The following is a 22,576-nucleotide window of genomic DNA, read 5'->3' as shown; positions in this document are numbered from 1 at the left end:
AGTTCATTTCGTACGTACAAATACAACAAAAAAGCGGGCCCCAAAGCCCGCTTTATGTTATCATTCGGTTAAACATCGATTCGGGCGTACTTCGCGTTTCGTTCGATAAACTCTCGCCGTGGAGCTACTTCGTCGCCCATCAGCGTCGAGAACACGTGGTCAGCATCGGCTGCTGATTCAACGGTAACCACTTTCAGGCTACGCGTATCAGGGTTCATGGTGGTGCTCCAGAGCTGCTCGGCGTTCATTTCGCCCAGTCCTTTGTAACGCTGAACACCAACGTTTTCCTCCCGACCGGTTCCGGCCAGTTCTTTTACGGCTGCTTCGCGCTGAACTTCGGTCCAGCAATACCGCTCCTCTTTCCCTTTCTTGACCAGATACAGGGGCGGCTGCGCAATGTAGATGTACCCATTGTCGATGAGCGCTTTCATGTTCCGGTAGAACAGGGTCAGAATAAGCGTCCGGATGTGGCTGCCATCAACGTCGGCATCGGTCATGATGATAATCTTGTGATAACGAAGCTTTTCCAGGTTCATTACCGTCTCATCATCTTTCTTCTCGAGCCGCACGCCGAGGGCGGTCCAGATATTCTTGATTTCTTCGTTTTCGTAAATCCGGTGTTCGAGGGCTTTCTCGACGTTCAGGATTTTACCGCGTAGCGGCAGTATAGCCTGGAAAGCCCGGTTGCGACCCTGTTTGGCTGTACCACCCGCCGAGTCACCCTCCACCAGATAGAGCTCGCACTTCTCGGGATCGGTATCGGAACAGTCGGCCAGTTTGCCCGGCAGTCCCATACCACCCATGAAGTCTTTGCGCTCGGTCATGATGCGCTTGTAGGCCAGATCGGCCGCGATGCGCGCCTGGGCCGACACCAGCACTTTCTTCACAATACCTTTGGCCGTGTTCGGGTTTTCTTCGAGCCACGTCTCCAGCAGGTCGGCCATAGCCTGGCTGACAGCACTTACGACCTCCTGATTACCCAGTTTGGTTTTGGTCTGTCCTTCAAACTGAGGCTCCTGTACTTTCACTGACACAACGGCCGTCAGTCCTTTCCGGAAATCTTCGCCACTGAAGGTTACTTTACCCACGTTCTTCGGAAGAACACCGGGGTTTTTGTCGGCATAGTTTTTCAGTACCCGCGTTAAAGCCGAGCGGAAACCCTGTACGTGGGTACCGCCCTCAATGGTACTGATATTGTTGACATACGACAGGACGTTCTCGCCGGCTTCGTAGTTGTAGACGAGCGCAACCTGCACGGGGGTCGAACCTTTATCCGACTCCATGTAGATCGGCTTCATGCCGTCCAGCGAGGGGCGGGTCTGATCCAGATACTCAACAAACTCAACCAGGCCACCCTGCGAATAAAAGTCGTCTTTGTTGACCGGTTGTCCGGCTTCGTCCAGCTCGCGCAGGTCATTCAGGAAAATATGAATGCCTTTGTTGAGGTACGCCAGTTCGCGCAGGCGGCCGGCTACGGTGTCGTACTTGTAAACGGTTTCGGTAAAAATGGTCGGGTCAGGTTTGAAGTGAACCGTTGTGCCATGATCGTCGGCTTCGCCAATAACGCGCACGTCGTACTGAGGAACGCCTATTTTATACTCCTGTTCAAAGATTTTGCCGTCGCGGTGCACTTCTACGCGAAGGTCTGTCGAAAGGGCATTCACGCAGGAAACGCCCACACCGTGCAGACCACCCGATACCTTGTACGTATCTTTATCAAACTTACCACCGGCGTGCAGAACGGTCATGACCACTTCAAGGGCTGACTTGCCCATCTTCGTGTTAATGCCAGTCGGGATACCCCGGCCGTTGTCCTGTACTGTAATGGAATTGTCGGGATTGATCGTAACCGTAATCTTGTCGCAGTGACCCGCCAAAGCTTCGTCTATGGAGTTATCAACGACCTCCCAGATGAGGTGGTGTAAACCGCGAATACCCACATCGCCGATGTACATGGCCGGGCGCTTACGAACGGCTTCCAGGCCTTCCAGAACGGTAATGTTGTCGGCACCATAATTGCTGTTGGGTGCGGTCTCAATAGGTGATTCTGCTTCGATGGTTTCGCTGGTCATATCAGAATTGAATAGTGTCAGAAAATTTGCTGTTTGGGGATCAGGAAACAGCCCGTATAAGGGCGCTTTACAGATTGTAAAAATACAAAAAATAAGGGTTTTTTCCTAGCCAAATCGCTAAGATTTCCATAAAATACAAAAAAGTAAGCTTACGTGCCAATAATGGCGTCTGAGGCCCATTCTAAGCCCTTTTCCTCCTGGTGAGTTAGCGTGTTTTACCGGCATGGCAGGCAGAAACTTTTACCAATCTGACCGAATAAAGCCGCCCGGATCCCGGCCCAGCTATTCCCGAAAAAGTATTATTGCATGGCCCAGCAAAAAGCCAGGCCGATCTCGATCTGGCCTGGCTTTTTGCTCACAAAATTCGGTCTGTCAGAGGCTGGGTAGCCTGGCTGTCAGCGGCTAATCTTCCGGATAGGGAATGTACACAAAGCCGGCAAAATCGCCATGAACCACAAACAGACAGCTGTATTCGTCGGGCTTTTTGTAGTTCTCTTTCCAGAGGTCTACCGACTCAGGGCCAATCAGGCCGCGCTGAACAAATTCATCCAGAAAACTGGCTTTGTACGACCACTGATTCTCCAGTTCGCCGATGCCGATCAGGAGCTGGCCTACGGGTACGTCCCGGCGCGACGCTACAAAGACGGGATAGTCAGAAAAACCCCGCTGCCGAATCTGATAGGAGGCTTCCTTGAGCGGGTCGGCTACTTTGACAAAATCCGACGAAATCTGCCCCATCAACTGTTTATTGATCTCGGGCGAGTTAGCATCGTCGAGCAGGGTGTTTTCGTTGCTGTGGTTGATCATGAGAATGGATACCGTTTATACGTCAGCAAAACGCCGAAGCATCAACACGTTTCGACCTAGAACCGGGCCGCCAGCAACAATTGCAGATCTTTGAAGCGCATGTTGAACTTGCGGGCAATGTAGAGGTTGGTAAGCGTGCCTTTATGAGCATAAACACCTTTCATGAACCAGCGGTTCGTATACATCATCTGTTCGATGCCGCCGGTGGTTCCGGTCTCCAGCAGAAAGGGTAAGAAGATGTTACTCAGCGCCATACTAGCCGTATAGGCAACCCGGGCCGCAATGTTGGGCACGCAATAATGGATAACGCCCATATGCTTGAAGGTCGGTTGCTTATGGGTAGTCATGCGGGAGGTTTCAAAGTTGCCCCCCTGGTCGATGGACACGTCGATAATAACCGAGTCCGGTTTCATCCGACCGATCATTTCTTCGGTAACCACCACCGGACTGAGTCCGTCTTCGGCCCGCATGGCGCCAATAACCACATCGGCCCGCTGAATGGCCTCGGCCATGGTATCGGAGTCGATGATGGACGTATAGACATGCTGACCAACTGCATATTTGAGCCGCTGAAGTTTGTAGAGGTGTTTGTCAAATACTTTGATATCGGCTCCCATACCCAGGGCGGCCCGAACGGCGTATTCGGTAACGGTACCGGCGCCCAGCATAACCACTTTGGTCGGCGGAACGCCCGTTATACCGCCCAGGATAATGCCCCGGCCATTGTCGGCATTGCTCAGGTATTCGCCCGCAATGAGCATCACGGCACTGCCCGCTATTTCGCTCATTGACCGGATCACCGGCATATTACCGGCCTTGTCCTGAATGAACTCGTACCCGATGGCGGTGATGCTTTTTTCGTTGATTTTTTCGAAATAGCCACGTTCGTGAGCCGGCAGGTTGAGTGCCGAAATAACCGTGCTCCCTGATCGGACATGATCGAATTCGCTATAAACGAGCGGTTCAATCTTCAAGATCAGGTTGGCTTCGTATACCTCCTGGGCCGACTGGGCAATCTGCGCCCCCGCTTCGCTGTATTCGGTGTCTGAGAACTTGGCTTTTTCGCCGGCTCCCCGCTCAACGATAACATTGTGGCCGTTGCGCACCAGAATGGCTACGGCTTCGGGCGTCAGCGCAATCCGGTTTTCCTGAAGCGACACTTCCTTGGGCAGACCGATAAGCAGGCTGTTTCTGCTGGTCTTCAGGGCCAGCGGAGCTTCTTTAGGATATAGGGCCGTTTGTTTGGCCAGTTCTTCGAATCCAGTCACCTTTTTTTAGTTTTCAGTAGTCAGGCATTGAGCGATAGCGGCTATCCTCACAAACGGACAACCTTCGATCAATAGCTGAGCACTAGTAAACCGACTGCGTTTCAACCGTCCGGCGACCGTCTAAGTCGGCCGAAATATGGACTTTGTAATAGGTTGCGGGCCAGAGCGATGGAATCTGTTCCGGCCACTCGACAAAGCAGTAGTTGCCCGAATCGAAGTATTCTTCCATACCAATATCCAACGCTTCGGCTTCGTTTCGGAGCCGGTAACAATCAAAATGGTAAATGGAATGTCCTTCGTGGGTCGTGTATTCGTTTACGATGGCAAACGTCGGGCTTTGGACCATGCTAACGACGCCCAGAGCCCGGCATAAGGCCTTGATGAGGGTTGTTTTTCCCGCTCCCATCTCACCCTCAAACAGCCAGACCGACTGGGTTCGCCCTTCGGCAAGCAGCTGGTGGGCAACGGCATCAAGTTCGTCGAGTCGATGGAAATGCGTTATCATGGTCGCGTCCTGCTTATCGGCCCGCAAAGATACGGAATTTTAGACGGACCACTCTTTTCGCATGGGTCTACTGAGAAGTTGGTTAGCTTCCGGGTCGTTTTGAAAGGTTTCTTTATCAGGATTCCAGCGTAAGGGACGCTTGAGCCGGTAGGCAATGTTGCCGATTGTGCAGACCGAGGCTGTGCGATGCCCCACTTCTACGTCGCAAATGGGAGCTTTGCGGGTTTTGATGGCGTCAAGAAAGTCTTTGTAGTGGTTTTCGCTGAAGTAAACGTGGCGGTCTGATTCGGCTATTACTTTGTCTTTTAAGCTGGCCGGCGTTGTTATCAACTCGCCACGGCCAACTTTCACTTCACCTTCGGTACCGATGAAGTGACAATACTGCCTGCCCTCAACCGGTTGGTGATTCATAATAACCCCATTGGCATACTGGTAGACCAGCCCTTTACCACTTCCGTCGGTTGGGGGAGTAAGCTGCACAGGTCCCGAGTTGTCCATGCCGAGTCCCCACTGCGCAATATCGAACATGTGAGCCCCCCAATCGGTCATGCCGCCCCCGCCAAACTCATCAATGTCGCGCCATTTTCCCCAGAACTTATCGTTGGGCGTCGGTAAGAGCACGCCGTTATACGGACGGGTTACGGTATTTGGGCCAAGCCAGGCATCCCAGTTCACGCCGGCTGGGAGTGGCTGAGCCTCCAGGTCCCATGGCCGCGGTGGGCCGCCGACGTTGATGTTCACGGTTCTGACGTTGCCAATGAAGCCACCCCGGACCAGTTCAACCGCCTGCCGGAACTCGGGCCATGATCGCTGCATACTCCCGGTCTGAAATACGCGTTTATGCCGGCGCGTAGCTTTGACCATGTCGCGGCCTTCCTTTACTGTCAGCGAGAGTGGCTTTTCGCAGTAGATGTCTTTGCCCGCTCTGGCTGCCTGAATGGCGATGACGCTATGCCAGTGATCGGGTGTAGCAATGACGACGGCATCGATGGCTTTATTGTCGAGCAGTTTTCGGTAATCATCATAGCGTTCGCAGCCCTGGTAGGTGGCTTTATCTGCCTGGGCAGCATAGTGCGTATTGACCGCGTCGGCAAAGGAGCCTACTTTACTGGCATCAACGTCGCAGGCGGCAATAACGCGACCGCCGTTTTTCAGAAACTGACCGCGCAAGCCGTTGCTTTGTCGACCCAGCCCAATAAACCCGATGGTAATCTGATCGCTGGGCGCTACAAATCCCCGGCCAAGCACATGCCGCGGAACAATATAGAAAGCAGCCAGTCCGGTTGCCTGCTTCAGGAACGTCCGGCGGTTGGATGAATTTGACAACGCGTTCATAGTCGGAAAAACAGCTAGTGGTCAGGGTTTGACGAAGAGACGAACGGAAAGCAGCATCCCCGCCATAACTTCCGTAGACTAACAAGATGATGGTTGATGTATTTTACTCACCTACACCGTTGTTGGTCTTTGGCAGTCCCAGCAGGGATGCTGATTAGCGGGTTTGCCTAGTACTGCGGATTCTGCTTCAGTACAGGTTTTCCATTGATGGCACTATTCGTAATCTCCAGCAGCGGAATCGGGTAGTATTCGTGTTTGCCTTTGATAAACGTAGCGCCGGTGAAGTAAGGGCGCAGTCGGGCTTCCTTCTGCATATACGCGTTCAAGACCTGGTCGGCAATACCCCAGCGTACCAGATCGAAGAAACGGTGGCCCTCCAGGGCCAGCTCCAGGCGCGTTTCGAACCGGAGCGCGTTTCTGGCCACGCTGGCATCGGTCCAGGGGGCGGTGTATTCTTTGATTACGTAGTTAGCTGCATTGGTACCATCCGCATTTTTTACAAACCCATCGGGGTTGGCCGCCCGTTTGCGGATCTGGTTGACCAGTCCTCTGGCCGCTTCCAGGTTATTCAGTTCGATCTCGCATTCGGCCAGCATGAGCAGTACGTGGGCGTAGCGGATTAGCCGGGTGTTGTTGGCATTCAGGCGCGAGTTGTTGGCAAAAGTGTTAGTACCCACGTCAGACCGGTAGAAGAGGTGTTTTTTAGAAACGTAAGGGCCTCCATTACCCTGATCCCGAATCCACGATTTGCCCGGCATGGGACCCCAGTCGAGGAAAGGAATACCCCGCCGGCCCACTGTCCAGTCCAGGCGAGGGTCAACGCTACCCGCGTAGGGGGTAAAAGGCTGGTTGGCCTCGATACCCTGATCGTTGGTCACGTCAGCATCGTTGAAGGTTGTCAGCAGCGGCAGCCCGTTGGCGTCAGTTTTATACGCATTGACGAGGTTCTGCGAGGGCTGGAAAAACCCGCAGCAGGTCGTCGGTCCGGCGTATGGGTAGTTGAGCGTGGCTCCGCTGTTCCCATTTTCGCCCCCGCCTGCCCCGTCGTTCACCGAGTTCTGCGCTTCCAGTACCGATTCGGCATTGTTGTTGGTGGCGGCCCGGAAGTTATCGTGATACCGCTCCATGAGCCGGTACCGACCACTGCTTACAATGGCGGTCAGCAGGGTTTTGGCATCGCTCCATTTCTTCTGGTGCATCTGGGCTTTGGCCAGCGTAGCCGCGGCCGCCCATTTCGTAGCCCGGCCCGGCTGCGACTGAGTACCGGGTAAGTTGTCGTAAGCGAACTTGAGATCAGCTTCGATGTTGGGCCAGATATCTTTGTCGTTCGGTATTTTGGTGCTGTTGGGATCTTCCGGATTATAGGTTTTCTCATCCAGGTAGGGCACCATATTGAACATCCGCTTCGCTTCAAAATGATACCAGGCGCGGAGGAAGCGGGCCTGAGCACGAATCTGCACTTTCTCCGCTTCAGGTAGATCGGCAGCTTTCTCCACAATCCGCAGGACGTCGTTTGATCGGGCTACCCCATCGTATACGGTTCGCCATTTGCCCCGGAAGTGGGAGTTGTCTGACAAAATATTCTTGATCTCGATGAATGTGATCTCAGGCTGGTCGCCCGATGTTGATCCTTTGTAGGCATCGTCAGCGGCTACCGTACCGTAGATCCAGTTATCGGCAGAACCGTGCCAGGAAGTAGCACCAGAGCCAACGCCGTCGAGCATAGAATAAGCCCCAACCAGCAGGAAGTTGACCCCGGCCCGGTTTTGCAGACCGGCTTCGTCGAATACGGCCGGTGGTTTTACGTCAAGAAATTCATCCTTGCAGCCGCTCACCAGGAATACGGCCAATAATGAAGAAAGTATGATTGTCTTTTTCATGATTAGTATAAGGGATTATGGACCTGCTAAGCCGTACCAGAACTGGCAGGCTGGCGATACAGGTACCTGATCGCTACTAGGTTAGAAGCTTAGGCTTAGGCCAACCAGAACCGATTTGGCAACCGGGTAAAGCCCTTCATCGACGCCGATATGGCGGTCCTGGTTCTGACCGGCTGTTGTACCGGTGTTGCCCGAAACAGCTCCCTGCGAGTTGCGAACGTTAATCTCCGGATCCATACCGGTGTAGTTGGTGACCGTAAGCAGGTTCTGGCCCTGAATGTAGAATTGAGCCGACCCCATGCCCAGGCGGTTCATCAGCGACCGGGGCAGGTTATACGATAGCTGGATGTTACGCATCCGCAGGTATGAGCCCGACTCCAGGTAATAGGTAGACGGTACCGAGCTTACGTTGTCAGCAGCCCGTACGATGGGTAGCTTGGCGTTGCTGTTGTCGGCCCCCGGGCGCCACGACTGTTCGTACATCCGGATGCTCCGGTTGCCGCCAAACGTCGGGAAATCCGTCCAGTACCGGACGTAGTTGAAGAGGTCGTTGCCGTAAACGCCCTGACCGAATACCTGCAACCCGAAGTTTTTGTAGTTGACACTCAGGTTCAGGCCATAGCTGAACTTAGGGTGGGGCGAGCCAATGATTGTGCGGTCGGCGGGGGTGATGAGCCCATCGCCATTGATATCGCGATACCGGAATGTGCCAGCGCCGATAACGCCGGTTCCATCAGCGTTGCGGTACGTAACGACGTCGTTATACCCTTTCCAGATGGGGCCGGCAGCGGCTTCCTGTGGGCTGTTGTTGATGCCGTCCACTATGTAGCCAAAGAACGATGAGATGGGGAAACCCTGCTGGGTAACCGTCATGGCCGGCAGGCGGGTGGCAAAACCGAAGTACTGCGTATTGGGGTCACCGTTCGTCGACAGAACGACGTTACGGTAGGTTGACAGATTGCCCGATAGGGTATAGGTCAACTCATTGGCCAGCGCTTTGCCGTTATAGGCAATATTGAGTTCAATACCCCGGTTGCGGAACGAAGCAATGTTCCGGAAGGGGTTCGTGGCGTTACCAGCCGTAAAGGGTAGTTCAACGGGAAAGAGTGCATCTGTCGTGACGCGGTTGAACCAGTCGAAATTAACATCGACTTTGCCTTTCAGCAGTGACGCGTCGAAGCCGAAGTCGGTCTGGGTGGTCGTTTCCCACCTGGCTTCGGCATTTCCGAACTGGAATAGATCATATCCCTGCAGGGCTGACGTACGCGAGCCGTTCAGGTCGTAGAAACTATTGGCCGGACTGGTGCCGTAGAAAGTATACGGGTTAAAGTTACCAATCTCCTGGTTACCTGTCTGACCCCAGCTGGCCCGTAATTTCAGATCGCTCAGCCAACCCGACGTGCTATTTTTCATGAAGTTTTCCTCCGAAATCCGCCATCCGCCGGATACGGCGGGGAAGTATGCGATCCGGAAATCAGGCGCGAAACGGGACGAACGGTCTCTCCGGATCGTACCGCTCAGCAGGTATTTGTCGTTGTAGGAAAAGTTGGCAACGGCAAATTCGGAAGCTAAACGCCAGTAGGTAGCGCTTCCGTCGTTGGTCTGCGTACCCGCATTACCAGCCGCCAGATACTGGTTGTTCAGATCATCGGTAGCGAAGCGGCTCCGTACGGCGTTCAGGAACTCGTAATAGTTCTTGATCGACTCCGTACCGGCAATAACGTTTAGCTTAAGCTTGTTGAACAGGGTCGTATTATAGTTCAGCGTGTTGGTCCAGGTCCAGGTAGCCTCGTAGTCGCTACGTGTCTGGAGCTGATTGGTACCGGCCGACTCAGACGATTCAAAGTCGCGGGGGGTATAAACGCGCACGTTGAACAGGTTATAGTCGAGGCCAAAGCTGGTACGAGCCGTCAGGTTTTTCAGGATATCGACTTCGGCATAGGCGTTACCAAACAAGCGGGTTTCTTTGTTGATGTTGGTCCGGTTTCTGTACAGATCCGATACCGGGTTCCGGGCATTATCGAGATCCCCCCCCTTCGTGCCGGCAAAGTTTCCCATTATATCGTATACCGGAATAATAGGCTGCATCCGATAAGCAAACGATACGGCATTGCTCTCGCTCTGGTTACTGGCAATACCCCGGGTAGAGAAGGGACCGCCAATACGCTCGGCGTAGGCGACCTGTAGGTTTTCGCCAATCCGGACCCGCTTGCTCACGTTAAACTCGGTATTGGCCCGGGCCGAATAGCGCTTGTAGCCCGTATACTTCATGATCCCCTCCTGGTTGAAGTAGTTGAGCGAAATGGCGTAACGGCCTCCCTCAGTGCCGCCCGATACGCCCAGCTGGTGGTTCTGAATCGCGGCCGGATTGAAGATTTCCTCCATCCAGTTGGTGCCTTCTTTGTTAGCTTTGGTGATGAGCCATTTGGTTCGTCGAAATTCGGGCGCGTCGATATCGGTCGAGTAGTTGGCCGGGTCAACACGCGGGTCGCCGTTCATGGCTCCGTCGGGGAATATGTAATCTGGAATAACAGGCTGGGGGCCGTTTCCGAACTGGGCATTTCGGGGGTTTCCGTTTACCAGAATACCAGAGTTTCGGCGCGACTCCCACCATAGGTTGGCATATTGCTGGGTATTCAGTAGCTCCAATAGCTTCCCATGACGCTGAGTGCCGTAATAAGCATCGTAGGTGAGTTTCGGCTTTCCTGCTTTCCCCTTTTTGGTGGTAATGATAACGACCCCGTTACCAGCCCGGGCGCCGTATTGTGAAGCCGCTGCGGCATCTTTCAGCACCTGAAGTGACTCGATATCGTTCTGGTTCAGGGTGTTCAGGTTGCCTTTGGTAGGTACACCATCAATGATGTAGAGCGGTGAATTGTCGTTCAGGGTACCAAATCCCCTGATTCGAACGATAACCCCACCACCCGGCGAGTTTTCGTTGCCGACGGTTACGCCCGCAACCCGCCCCTGTAGCGCCTGAGCTACGTTAGTGGCTGGTACGGACAGTAATTCACGGGTGTTTACGGTAGCTACCGCACCCGTAATATCACGTTTCGACTGCGCGCCATACCCGGTAACCACTACTTCATTCAGCGTCTTGATGTCCGCAGCGAGTACCACATTAACCTCCGTCCGGTTTCCGATGGTAACTTCCTGTCCGGTGAAACCAATGGCCGAGATGGTCAGTACATTTCGGCCGGATGGGACGTTGAGGATGAACTGCCCATTGGCATCGGTAACCATACCTGTTTGGGTACCTTTTACGACGACATTGGCCCCGGGTAATGGGCTGTTATCATTACCGTCTGTCACGCGACCCGTGATACGGCGTTCCTGGGCAAAAGCCCCGGTGCAGAGTAGCCAACTAACGAAAAGTAATGGCAGTACCCGACACGCTTTTTGGTAAGCGTTCTTCATGATAGAAAATATAATTAGATAGGTTGAATTGAGTAATACTACTAGAGTATTAATCGAAAAAGTAGTCTATCGACTATTTCTAACAGTTTTTTATAAGTATTTTCAGTAAAATTGTGATAAAACTAAAAGCCGCCCGTCAACTGTCTGCTTGCGCAAACAGCCGACGGGCGGCTTTCCAGGACGTTAGTTTTGGCTTAAATTAACTTCAGCTCGTCAATAACCCGTTGTACTTTAGCTTTTAGCTGCGCATAGGTATCATCGAACGCTTCTTTACTCGCCAGTGGCTCCACCACACTGACGTAAAACTTGATTTTAGGCTCGGTGCCGCTGGGCCGGGCCGACACTTTAGTGCCGTCGGCGGTAATGAACTGAAGCACATTCGACGATTCGATGCCCATTTTGCCGGCTTCGATGGGCGAGCTCTGGCCCTGCGCGTCAGTCCGGGTCAGCGCTTTGTAGTCATCGATCCGAACAACCGGCGATCCGGCAATCTCCTTGGGTGGATTAGCCCGGAAACCGGCCATCATTTCCTGAATTTCTTCAGCGCCACTCTTTCCCTTCTTGGTAATGGAAACGAGGGCTTCGTAGAAAAACCCGTTCTCCTGATACATGGCCATCAGCATATCGAACAGACTCTGCCCACGGTCCTTCGCATACGCTGTCAGTTCGGCAATCATGGCGCAGCTGGCCACCGCATCTTTGTCCCGAACGAAATCACCGATCAGGTAGCCGTAGCTTTCTTCGCCACCACCAATAAACTGTTCTTTGCCTTCCAGTTCGCGGATCACTTCGGCGATGTATTTGAAGCCGGTAAGGGTGTTGTAGCAGTTTACCCCGTAGCGTTCGCACATCCGGTCAATCAGATCGGTCGTGACGATCGTCTTGGCAACGAACTCCTTACCCGTCAGCTTGCCGGCATCGCGCCAGGCATTCAGCAGGTAGTAGATGATCAGGCTGGCCATCTGGTTGCCGTTCAGCAGCTCAAACTCGCCATGGTGATTGCGTGCGCCGGCGCCGACCCGGTCAGCGTCGGGGTCGGTTGCAATCACCAGATCGGCATTGATGGCCAGGGCCATATCCAGAGCCAGCTGCATAGCGGCCCGCTCTTCGGGGTTCGGCGACTTCACCGTCGGGAAATTACCGTCTGGCGTTGCCTGTTCGCTGACGATATGCACGTTGGTGAAGCCCAGGGCTTCCAGCGCCCGCGGAACCAGCGTGATTCCCGTACCGTGAATAGGCGTAAAGACAATGTTCAGATCGGCCTGTCGCTTGATCACATCCGGATTGACCGCGTTCGACTTTATCCGCTCGATGTAGGGCGCATCGATTTCTTCGTCGATCAGCTGGATGCGTTCCGGAACCCCGTCAAACTTAATATCGTCGACCGAGGTGATCTTGTTTACTTCGGCAATGATAGCTTTATCATGGGGGGCTACCACCTGAGCACCGTCGTTCCAGTAAACTTTATAGCCGTTGTATTCGGGCGGGTTGTGGGAAGCCGTAACGACAATACCACTCTGGCAACCCAACTGGCGGATGGCAAACGAGAGTTCGGGAGTAGGGCGCAGGGCGCTGAAGAGGTAGACTTTGATGCCATTGGCCGAAAAAATATCGGCTACTAACCGGGCAAACTCCGGGCTCATCCGACGGCTGTCGTGAGCGATGGCGACACTGATGTCCTGGCCGGGGAAAGCGGCCGCTTCGGCGTACCGATTGATGTAGTTGCAAAGCCCCTGTGTAGCTGCTCCTACGGTGTATCGGTTCATGCGGTTAGACCCCACGCCCAGTACACCCCGTAAGCCACCCGTACCAAATTCCAGATCCCGGTAGAACGAATCGGTAAGTTCATTGAAGTTACCCGCATCGAGCAGGTGCTGAATCGCTTCTTTGGTGTCGGCATCGTAATTGCCGCCGAGCCATTGCTCTACACGCTGCTGAGTAGCTGAATCAAGGGTTTGTGCTGTCATATTGAAGGTTGATCGTAAGAGTCAATTATTTGTGGCCAAAATTACGATTACACCGCTACCCCGCAAATCCGATAGGTAGGTTACGCTAAGGATTTCACGGCATGTTGTGCTTTATGATAAAAATTTATTGATTTGGAATAAATTTTTATTGAAACTTGTCTATCAGTTTAATCTGAATCCGCAGGATGAAATCAAGTCGATTAATCAGGTTCATGCAACGGCTTCTCACGATGCTGTTCTACGGGGAGTTGCTGTTTCTGTTTGTGATGACCCCCATAGGAATTGTTTTGTTCGTTCGGTCAACTCACCCAACCTCGTCTGTTATCAGAGTGCAGAAGCCGGGTGAGCCGGAAGCTGATCAGGGTCAGCAGTTATCAAAAACGCAGTCACCTTTATCAAAACAGCAGCGGAACAACGAGGAACCGAATAGCTGGATGTCTTCTTATCTGGAGATAAACGCTACGGTAAATCCTTACTGGCGGCATGTTCACTATACAAAATGGGCTACCTTTCTAAAAACGCCTTTGCCTGTCAGAATAGATAATACATCGGCCGTTTATATTTCGAAAGCGCCTTCAGCCTCTTCCACGCATCACCTGGAGTACAGGTGGAGTAGCTGGGCTGACTTCAGGACATTACCGTTGCCGGTAATCCTGCTGACCATCGTATATCCTCTGCTTACGATTGTCCTGACCGTGGTCATTACGTACATGGGTAAGCGTTTGTTTGATGGGATAACCCAGAGAGGTTTTTTTGAGCAACAGCAAGTGAGCCGGTTAACTACTATCGGGTGGCTATTCATGGGGTATGGTTTGTCTGAATTCATTATCCACGTGCTTAAGTTCTGGTATGTGCGTACTGCCCTTTTGGACTATGGGTTGGTCATGAGCCCGACGGTACGCCTTGGCTGGGGCTGGCCGGCCGGGAGTGCAACCTTTTTCGTAGGAGCCGTGATACTTACACTAGCTCATGTTTTTACCTATGGTCTGCAACTCAGGCAGGAACATGAACTAACCATCTGACTGCAATATGCCTATAGTCGTCAATGTCGATGTTATGATGGCCCGACGTAAAATGTCGCTGACCGAACTGGCCAATCGGGTCGGTATCACCCTGGCGAACCTGTCTATTCTGAAAACGGGCAAAGCAAAAGCCATACGGTTTGAGACACTGGAAGCGCTTTGCAGGGCCCTTGACTGCCAACCCGGTGACTTGCTGGAATACGTAGAAACTGAGCTCGAACTGGTTGATAGGTGAAGAATTAGTGAGTTCATTCAATAGGGTATTTATTCTAACAGGTGCCGTAGACAAGTCTGTTTTTTTTGTTTCGTAGTTGTTTGGATGAATTCTAAATAAGTGCCACTTTTGCGCTGTAAAGAATTAATCTAAATTAAAATTACATGCACTTGTACCGTTTACCTTCCTCTTTTTTAACTATAGTTTTAACGGTTTTATTCAGTGTGCAACTTGTACTGGCAGAAGATGGGCCGCCCGTTCCGGCGGGGTCGGTGCGTGGTCGGGTGTACACCAGCGATCGGAAGCCTGCTCCTTTTGTCAGTATCTCGGTAAAAGGAACCAACAAGGGGACCGTATCCACCGAAGAAGGCAATTTCACCCTGCGTCATTTGCCAGCGGGCGAGTACACGCTGGTTGCTACGTTTGTTGGCTTGCAGCCTCAGGAGCAATCCGTAAAGGTAACGGCCGGTCGGTCGGCCGACATTCAGTTTGCGCTGGCTGAAACGGCCCGGCAGTTGAATGAAGTACAGGTAAAGGGTTTCAAGAGTGACAATCAGAAGCCCGTCAGCGTTGGCAAGGTGGCCATCCGTCCGCTCGACCTGCCTCAGGCTGTGGCGGTGGTAGAACGTGAGGTACTCGAACGCCAGCAGACGCTGCGCCTGAGCGACGTGCTAATGAACACCAACGGCGTTTATGTGATGGGTACGGCCAGTGGTACCCAGGAAGAACTGGCAGGCCGCGGGTTCGCGTTCAACAGCAGCAACACCTTCAAGAACGGCGCGCGCTTCAATAATGCAGCCATGCCGGAGATCAGCGTCCTGGAGCGGGTAGAAGTCCTGAAAGGCAGCGGTGCTATCCTGTTCGGTAATGTAGCGGCTGGCGGTATCATCAATCTGGTTACCAAAAAGCCTCAGTTTCAGTCGGGCGGTTCGGCCTCGGTGCGTTTAGGCAGCTTTGGCTTCGTTAAGCCTATCATAGACGTGTATGGCGGAATCGGGAAAGGGGAGCGGGTCGCGTATCGACTCAACACCACCTACGAGCAGGGCAACAGTTTCCGGGACGAGGTGAAGAGCAAGCGGTTCTACGTAAATCCGTCATTACTCATCAACCTGGCTCCCAAAACAAGTTTGTTGCTCGAAGGCGACTATCTGTATGATGATCGGACCGCCGATTTCGGTACGGGCGCGGTTAACTACACCATTGCCGACATCCCACGAAATCGCTTTCTGGGCGTGCCCTGGGGCTATAACCGGATTGAGCAGCGGAGTGCCACGGCTACCCTGACACACCAGCTCAGCCAGAACTGGCAGGTTCGGGCACTGGCTTCCGGACAGCGGTACAACAGTGAACAATTTGCCAGCCAGCGCCCCAATGGCGGTCAGTTTATTCGTACGGATGGCCGCTGGATACGGGGCCTGCAACGGTCAGAAGTAGCCGAAACCTACTGGATTGGTCAGGTCGATCTTACCGGTCAGGTCACTACCGGAGCTATCAAACACACCGTACTCCTCGGCGCTGATGCCGACCAGTATCGGACCAGCACCACTGCTTTCAATCCGCTGGCTGTTTATGACACCATCAACATCTACAATCCGAATCAGTACCGGCAGCGTACAGACATCCCTACGCTGACCGCTCGTAGCCTGACGCAGGCTCCCATCAATCGGGTTGGCATATATGCGCAGGATCTGATTGCCTTCTCCACTAAAATTAAGCTGCTGGCTGGCCTCCGCTACAGCTATCAGCAGACCGGTAGCCAGGTGCTGACGTATGCCGACAGCAAAACAACCGCCGTTACCACGTTCGACGGGGCCGTTACGCCACGTCTTGGGCTCGTGTATCAGCCCATCCCGACCACGTCGCTGTTTGTCAGTTACGCCAATTCGTTCAATACCAACACGGGAGTTGACGTAGCCGGAAATGCGCTTCCGCCATCATTTATCGATCAATATGAAGCCGGTATAAAAAACGATCTGCTGAATGGGTTCCTGTCGGCTAACGTAACTGTTTATCAAATCAAAAACAGTAATCTGGCGCAAACCAGCCTGGCCAACGGAAACACCAACAGTAGCATCAGAGAACTGGCCGGTGAGGTGACAAGCCGGGGTGTTGAAGTCGATCTTAAAACCAGGCAGATGGGTGGTTTCTCCCTGCTGGGAGGCTACAGCTACAACCAGACCAGGTACACGGCCAGTAACATTTACATTGTTGGCAGCCTGCTCCGGTACAACCCCAATCATACGGCCAACGCCAGTGTCTATTACACCGTGCAGCGGGCGGGCTGGGCCAAAGGGCTGAACGCTGGGTTGACCGCCTTCTACATGGGTGAGCGCGTGGCCGGTCGGTCAACTCGTCTGACGGTGAATAACGACACCTACCGCTTGATTCCGGTGGCTGCCTATACGCAACTCGACGCATCGGTCGGGTATTCGCTGGCGCGGTTCTCGGTTCGGGCCAAGTTGTCGAATCTGCTCAATGTGCTGAGTTACCAGATTCACGATGACAACAGTGTGAATCCGATTGCTCCCCGCACGTTCTCGACTACGCTGTCGTACCACTGGTAAAAACGCCGTTCTGGCAGGCAAACAGGTGCGTTCGTCTGCCAGAACGGGTAAATAGGCTTAGATGTAGCGGGAAGTGATATGGGCCGTACGTTCGGTTGTTTCAATCAGCAGCGGATGACGGGGGTCGTTCAGAGCCGCTTCCAGCTCCACAATCGTTTCCCTGAATAAACAATAGACCGGGACCTCGTGGCTCTCGGTTTTATTTTTGATGTATTGCAATACTGGCCGTACCGTACCACTGGCTGCCAGTTCATGATACTGCTGCTTAGCGTTGGCAAACGACTCGTCACTTTCGCCAAACGAGATAACCCGCTCGGGTAGTGGGTTTGCTTTCCGGTCGGCCAGCTGGGCGTCCAGGCTGGCCAGGAGGCTTTTGAGCCGGTAGGTATCTTTACCCGTTCGGATCCGCTCGCGGAGCGACTGGCGAATCAGGTAGGTCAGCGAGTTGGCCAGGTTCAGCCCGATCTCCGCCATTTGTTTGAAGATCAGGGAGGTCGGCGACATACCCGGAATGGTGTTTGGGTCGTGGAGCAGTACCCGGTTGTCGGGCGTCAGGAAGCCGTCGATGCGCGAGTAGACGTTGATGCCCAGTTTGGTAAAAACTTCGGCAACGGCAAGCTGGATCTTGCGGTTATTTTCGAGACTCGTACCGACCGGAATCCGCTTTTTGGCTACGTTGGTTTTGTATTTGGTTTCGAAGTCGAAGGCTTCCGCGTTGTATATCTCGGTAGGGGGCAGGGCAACGGCCATCTGATCATCGTCCTGAATAACGCCACAGGAAAACTCCTGTCCACGAATAAACTCCTCGAAAAGAACTTCGTCTTCGGCATTGACCGAGGCCAGTCGGGTAGGCTGTCCCTGCCGTTCGTCAAGTACTTCAATCAACTGGGCCGGGTGAGTAATCACCTGCCCCGTCTGCTCAACAACCACCGGAAAGCTGATCCCGGCGTCGAGGCTGACCATGCGCTGCGCCAGCTCCCGCTTTTCGTCGGCCGCCAGCTCACCCCAGGCACTGAGTTTCGACCAGCCATCGGGCTGTACGGTCATGGTAAAAAAGCATTGTTCAACAGCCCGGCAGAACTGCGTCAGATCGGCTTCCCGTACAATGGCAACACCAATGCTGGAACCCTGGTGGGGGGCTTTTACGACAATGGGCAGGCCCAGGTGCTCGGTCAGGGATTGGAAAAACTGCGCTTTATCGGCCCGCTCGTAAGCATCCCGGCTGATGGTCGCCGTTTTTTTCTGCTGCCCATTGGCCAGCGCGATCAACTCATTCTGAAGAATTTTATTGATGCCTACCGCTGAGCCAACCAGACCGGGACCCGTATACGGCATTTTGTACCATTCGAGCAATCCCTGAATAGCCCCGTCTTCACAATCGGGGCCGTGCATGGCCAGGAATGCCAGATCGAAATGGGAGCTGAACTGTTCAGGCCGGAGTTCGGGCAGCGTGGCCTCCAGGGCATCCGGACTGAGCGATTCATCATAGACCGAAAACCCCGAGCTGTCGGCAGGGAGCGTATCGCGCAGCGAAGGCGATCGTAAAAACTCGGGTTTAACCAGCCGAAAGCGGCCGCGACCATCGACGAATACGAGTACTGGCTCAAAAAGCCCTTTGTCCAGATTTGCCAGCGCGGTACGTCCACCAGCAAACGATACTTCGCGCTCCCGCGCCGGACCACCGAAGAAAATGCCTATTTTCACAGATTTGAGGGATATTGCTACCCACAAAGAAACAAAAAAGCCGCCTGTTTAAAACAAGCGGCTGATGTATTCCTAAAGACCGGTACCGTATAAGATCGGGCAGGTCCAGCAAGTACTGGCCTGAATCTGGCTAAACCGGCTTTGTTAAAAAGCGGGGGTAATGTTGATTGCTTCTACTTTCGTGATTTCCGGCACGGCTTTCAGAATGGCTTCTTCCAAACCACCTTTGAACGTCATGGCCGACATTGGGCATGAACCACAGGTGCCCATTAGTTCCAGACGCACCACTTTATCGTCGGTAACCTCGAGTACTTTCACGTTGCCGCCGTCTGCAGCCAGATAAGGGCGCATGCTGTCCAGCGCACGTTCTATTTTCTCAATCAAATGGTCGTTGTTGACTGCCGTCTCCATGAAATTCTGCATTTACGGTAAAGTTACAGGGTGTCGGGGTTTTATGCAACTTCGACCCGCTTTGTTCGGTCGACAGTTGCGTTGCGGATGGCTACCTGTTGGGCCAGGGCTTCGGCTGTAGCCTGGAACGCTTCGGAGGCAACGGGCTCGCCAACACTAATAGCTGGCCTGCCCTCATCGCCAGCTTCGCGGATGCTTTGTACGAGCGGAATCTGCCCCAGCAACGGAACGCTGAACTGCTCGGCCAACTGGCGACCCCCGCCTTTGCCAAAAATAAAGTACTGGTGGTCGGGTAATTCGGCCGGGGTAAAGAACGACATATTTTCGATGACCCCCAGAATAGGTACGTTGATTTGCGGCTGCTGGAACATGGCTAAGCCCTTTGTCGCGTCGGCCAGCGCCACTTTCTGCGGGGTTGTAACGATGATTGCTCCGGTTACCGGAACGGTCTGTACGAGTGTCAGGTGAATGTCGCCCGTTCCCGGCGGCAGGTCGATCAGCAGATAATCGAGCTCACCCCAGTCTGCATCCGAGAAGAACTGCTGCAATGCCCGGCCGGCCATGGTACCGCGCCAGATAATAGCCTGTCCGGGGGCAACCAGAAAGCCCATCGATAGCAGCTTGATGCCAAACTGGCGGATCGGCTCCATACGGGTTTGCCCGTCTACCTGAAAAATCCGCGGCTGCATATCCTCGGCTCCAAACATGGTCGGAATAGAAGGGCCGTAGATGTCCGCATCGATAATGCCTACTTTAGCCCCCGATTTGTGCAGAGCAATCGCCAGGTTAGCCGTCACCGTCGACTTACCCACGCCCCCTTTGCCCGACGATACCGCAATGATGTTTTTAACGCCCGGTAAAGTGGGTGCGTTCATCCGGGTTGACGTCACATCCGATGTCATATCAATCGTAACGGTTATGTCAGGACCTATGTGCGCATGGATGGCATCTTCGCAGCGCTTGCGAATCACTTCTTTCAGCGGACAGGCCGGGGTAGTCAGCACAACGGTAAAGCGTACCGAGTCGATCCCGAGCGTTATTTCTTTAACCATCCCGAGCGATACGATATCCCGCTTCAGATCCGGTTCTTCAACAGTACCAAGCGCGCGTAGAACGGCTTCTTTATGTAATCGGTAGTCAGACATATTTTTTCTGGAGGGGGCAAACAGCAGGATGACAGCTACTAGGCAGATTGCTTCTCTCCCGGTTCATAATCCTGGTTCTTCTGCCCTGTTAAACGGCTTTGTACTTCTGCCAGTTCCGTTGAAACGTCAACAGACCCGGACAGCTTTTCGAGCTTCTCCCGCAACCGGATCAGAAACTGCTGATAAGCGGATGAATCCGTGCCATAAAGTGGGCGGTGCGCCAGGGAAGTTGAGACCGCTTTCCAGTCGGCAACGAAGGCGCGAAGTTCGTCATCGAAGGCACTTGCAGCAAACTTTTCGAAAATATAGTCGTGGGCCTGGGAGTTGGGGTGAATCAGATCCGCTTCGTAGAAGCGATAGTCACGCAGATCGTCCAGCATAATCTCGTAAGCCGGGAAGTACTGAACCCAGTCGTGCCAAAGGGTTAGCTCGTGGGCAACTATCCGCAGGGTCGCCTTGCTTGCCGAATTCAAGGGAAGCGTATCGCGCGTGTGACGAACCGGACTAACCGTCAGGATGACCCTGAGCTTCGGGTTGGCCCGGTGTAATCGCTTGAGCAGGTGCTTCATGTCATCCATCATGTACTCGTATGAATACATATATTTTTGAAACAAAGCCCCGGGCATTTTGTGGCAGCTGGCAACAACCTGACCGGTTTCGAGGTGTCGGTAAACCAGGGCTGAGCCAAGGGTCAGCAGCAGGTAATCTGCCGTGCGAAGGAAAGCGCCCGTTTCGGCAAGTACATTTTGTAAGGAATCGCGCAGTTCAGGCTGACTCCGGGCCCATAGCGAAGAATGGAAATCGTAATGAAACCATACGCCATCGCGGTTAACGTAGCGCGTTTCATCGGGTGTAGCGCCATCCAGTGCCATACTGACCAGCTTCACCAGCGACACCGGGTTAAAAAGCGTACCAAAAGGATTGTTAAGCACCATCAGCTTATGATCGGCCAGTCGGCGTCCCATAACTTCGGCAAAACAGGAGCCCAGCGTTACGATTCGGCTAGTTAAACCGATTGGATGCGGAATAGGCACCGGCGTTAATTCAGTGTGAAAATGCATACTAAACTAACAATAACCAGGTCCGTTTAGGTCCGCTGAAGAGAGTAATTGTTGATGGGTAATTGACTCATAGTCAGACGGTGTAGCGTGGATTAGTATGTAAGTTTATATTATCGCGTTACTTCCCTTCAGTATCGTTCGTCAGGGGAAGTAGCACGCATCAATGCGAGATTACGATAAAATGCACATATGACTTGATAAAATTTATTGTGCAAATGAAGATAAAGTTTCTTTTTGGTTTACGATTTATATATTTGAGCAACTTAATTACTCCACTTTTCCGGCCAGCATGTCACTTGATAAACGCGTCAAAGCCCTTAGTTTCGATTCTTTATACCAACTTATTGAACAGGCTCATGAAGAAATTGACCGTCGGCAGCGCTTCATAGACCAGCTTCCCAAGCTTCGGCTGCGGGATTTAACGCTGTCGGTTCGGGCCCGGGATGTGCTGTATCGAACGGTTGCCGAAAAAAATAAGCTGGCGTACTATCAGAATGCGGGTCAACTGACTTTATGCGAAACCCTGAAGCTACTGGTCCCTGACGACTGGCGGCATATTCGATTCAAAAACGGGAAAGCGTTTGACGAAATTCAGCTGGCGTTTCAGAACAGCAAGGCCCCGCTCGAGCTGTATTACGGACTCATTGAGCAAACGAGCCTGAACTAAACAGAAAAGGCCCAACAAATGCCGGGCCTTTTCTGGAGATTGTGTAGTCGCTTATTCAGCCGATACTACCTCAAATTTCACCGTGTGCTTCACCTCTTTGTGCAGGTCGAGTACGGCTTCGTACGAGCCCAGGGTCTTCACATCGTCAACCGCAATTTTCTTGCGATCGATGTCGAAGCCTTTCTCACGCAGCGCGTCAGCTACCTGGGTGTTGGTCACGCGTCCGAAGATCTTGCCGCTTTCCCCTGCTTTGGCAGGAATGGTCAGCGTCAGGTCTCCAATGTTGTCGGCCAGCGACTGGGCGTCGTTCTTGATTTTCTCCGCTTTGTGAGCTGCCTGACGGATGTTTTCAGCAACGATTTTTTTGTTCGAGTCTGTTGCCATGATCGCATACCCCTGCGGGATCAGGTAGTTGCGGCCGTAGCCTGGCTTCACCGTTACGGTGTCATTTTTATAGCCCAGACCGGCGATGTCGGTTTTTAGGATGATGTCCATTTATGAAAAAAGTTTTCGGTTAACAGTTTATAAGTTTACGGA

The 22,576-nt window shown here is 53.1% G+C and carries 17 protein-coding genes; 4 read left to right on the top strand and 13 right to left on the bottom strand.

Annotation, left to right across the window (positions count from 1 at the left end; all coding sequences use genetic code 11):
- Positions 1 to 68: 68 nt before the first annotated feature.
- The 8 genes from gyrB to B1C80_RS14710 all read right to left on the bottom strand — a co-directional run bounded on the left by gyrB (position 69) and on the right by B1C80_RS14710 (position 13,251).
- Positions 69 to 2,072 (bottom strand): DNA topoisomerase (ATP-hydrolyzing) subunit B, encoded by a 2,004-nt coding sequence (gene gyrB, locus B1C80_RS14745; RefSeq protein ID WP_077921950.1) that lies wholly within the window; start codon positions 2,070 to 2,072, stop codon positions 69 to 71.
- A 402-nt stretch (positions 2,073 to 2,474) separates the two neighbouring features.
- Positions 2,475 to 2,879 (bottom strand): hypothetical protein, encoded by a 405-nt coding sequence (locus B1C80_RS14740; RefSeq protein ID WP_077921949.1) that lies wholly within the window; start codon positions 2,877 to 2,879, stop codon positions 2,475 to 2,477.
- A gap of 56 nt (positions 2,880 to 2,935) precedes the next feature.
- Positions 2,936 to 4,147, bottom strand: a complete 1,212-nt coding sequence (locus B1C80_RS14735; protein WP_077921948.1) for an alanine dehydrogenase — start codon at positions 4,145 to 4,147, stop codon at positions 2,936 to 2,938.
- Positions 4,148 to 4,229: 82 nt separating this feature from the next.
- On the bottom strand, positions 4,230 to 4,652 hold the full coding sequence (gene tsaE, locus B1C80_RS14730) for a tRNA (adenosine(37)-N6)-threonylcarbamoyltransferase complex ATPase subunit type 1 TsaE (protein ID WP_077922058.1): 423 nt from the start codon (positions 4,650 to 4,652) through the stop codon (positions 4,230 to 4,232).
- 39 nt (positions 4,653 to 4,691) lie between these two features.
- Positions 4,692 to 5,987: a Gfo/Idh/MocA family protein gene (locus B1C80_RS14725; protein WP_077921947.1), complete on the bottom strand. Its 1,296-nt coding sequence runs from the start codon at positions 5,985 to 5,987 to the stop codon at positions 4,692 to 4,694.
- Positions 5,988 to 6,154: 167 nt separating this feature from the next.
- Complete coding sequence (locus tag B1C80_RS14720; protein ID WP_077921946.1) at positions 6,155 to 7,867, bottom strand: RagB/SusD family nutrient uptake outer membrane protein; 1,713 nt, start codon at positions 7,865 to 7,867, stop codon at positions 6,155 to 6,157.
- An 81-nt stretch (positions 7,868 to 7,948) separates the two neighbouring features.
- On the bottom strand, positions 7,949 to 11,284 hold the full coding sequence (locus tag B1C80_RS14715; RefSeq protein ID WP_077921945.1) for a TonB-dependent receptor: 3,336 nt from the start codon (positions 11,282 to 11,284) through the stop codon (positions 7,949 to 7,951).
- 194 nt (positions 11,285 to 11,478) lie between these two features.
- Positions 11,479 to 13,251: a phospho-sugar mutase gene (locus tag B1C80_RS14710; RefSeq protein ID WP_077921944.1), complete on the bottom strand. Its 1,773-nt coding sequence runs from the start codon at positions 13,249 to 13,251 to the stop codon at positions 11,479 to 11,481.
- Between the two features lie 212 nt (positions 13,252 to 13,463).
- On the opposite strand from B1C80_RS14710, the gene B1C80_RS14705 reads away from it, so the two are divergent.
- The 3 genes from B1C80_RS14705 (at position 13,464) to B1C80_RS14695 (ending at position 17,051) form a co-directional block, all read left to right on the top strand.
- Positions 13,464 to 14,273 carry a DUF2975 domain-containing protein gene (locus B1C80_RS14705; protein ID WP_161492771.1) on the top strand — a complete coding sequence of 270 codons (810 nt, stop codon included), beginning with the start codon at positions 13,464 to 13,466 and terminating at the stop codon, positions 14,271 to 14,273.
- Between the two features lie 7 nt (positions 14,274 to 14,280).
- Positions 14,281 to 14,508 (top strand): helix-turn-helix transcriptional regulator, encoded by a 228-nt coding sequence (locus B1C80_RS14700; protein WP_077921942.1) that lies wholly within the window; start codon positions 14,281 to 14,283, stop codon positions 14,506 to 14,508.
- A gap of 203 nt (positions 14,509 to 14,711) precedes the next feature.
- The gene (locus tag B1C80_RS14695; protein WP_236648796.1) at positions 14,712 to 17,051 is read left to right on the top strand and encodes a TonB-dependent receptor; all 2,340 of its coding nucleotides are present in this window, start codon (positions 14,712 to 14,714) and stop codon (positions 17,049 to 17,051) included.
- A 57-nt stretch (positions 17,052 to 17,108) separates the two neighbouring features.
- Here the strand turns inward: B1C80_RS14695 and B1C80_RS14690 are convergent, their stop codons facing one another.
- The 4 genes from B1C80_RS14690 to B1C80_RS14675 form a co-directional block, all read right to left on the bottom strand.
- Positions 17,109 to 18,755 (bottom strand): D-alanine--D-alanine ligase, encoded by a 1,647-nt coding sequence (locus B1C80_RS14690; RefSeq protein WP_077922057.1) that lies wholly within the window; start codon positions 18,753 to 18,755, stop codon positions 17,109 to 17,111.
- Between the two features lie 144 nt (positions 18,756 to 18,899).
- The gene (locus B1C80_RS14685) at positions 18,900 to 19,166 is read right to left on the bottom strand and encodes a NifU family protein (RefSeq protein WP_077922056.1); all 267 of its coding nucleotides are present in this window, start codon (positions 19,164 to 19,166) and stop codon (positions 18,900 to 18,902) included.
- 41 nt (positions 19,167 to 19,207) lie between these two features.
- Positions 19,208 to 20,311, bottom strand: coding sequence for an Mrp/NBP35 family ATP-binding protein (locus B1C80_RS14680; protein ID WP_077921940.1), 1,104 nt, complete (start codon positions 20,309 to 20,311; stop codon positions 19,208 to 19,210).
- Positions 20,312 to 20,349: 38 nt separating this feature from the next.
- On the bottom strand, positions 20,350 to 21,372 hold the full coding sequence (locus B1C80_RS14675; RefSeq protein WP_077921939.1) for a GSCFA domain-containing protein: 1,023 nt from the start codon (positions 21,370 to 21,372) through the stop codon (positions 20,350 to 20,352).
- Between the two features lie 289 nt (positions 21,373 to 21,661).
- Here B1C80_RS14675 and B1C80_RS14670 point away from each other — a divergent pair, with 289 nt between their 5' ends.
- Positions 21,662 to 22,039 (top strand): hypothetical protein, encoded by a 378-nt coding sequence (locus B1C80_RS14670; protein ID WP_077921938.1) that lies wholly within the window; start codon positions 21,662 to 21,664, stop codon positions 22,037 to 22,039.
- Between the two features lie 51 nt (positions 22,040 to 22,090).
- On the opposite strand, the gene rplI is transcribed toward B1C80_RS14670, so the two are convergent.
- Positions 22,091 to 22,534 carry a 50S ribosomal protein L9 gene (rplI, locus tag B1C80_RS14665; protein ID WP_077921937.1) on the bottom strand — a complete coding sequence of 148 codons (444 nt, stop codon included), beginning with the start codon at positions 22,532 to 22,534 and terminating at the stop codon, positions 22,091 to 22,093.
- Positions 22,535 to 22,576: the final 42 nt, after the last annotated feature.

Origin of the sequence: Spirosoma sp. 209, from assembly GCF_002006735.1 — a bacterium.
Lineage (GTDB): Bacteria > Bacteroidota > Bacteroidia > Cytophagales > Spirosomataceae > Spirosoma > Spirosoma sordidisoli.
The sequence above is the reverse complement of the archived record's forward strand: the minus strand, read 5'-3'. Positions and strand labels throughout refer to the sequence as shown.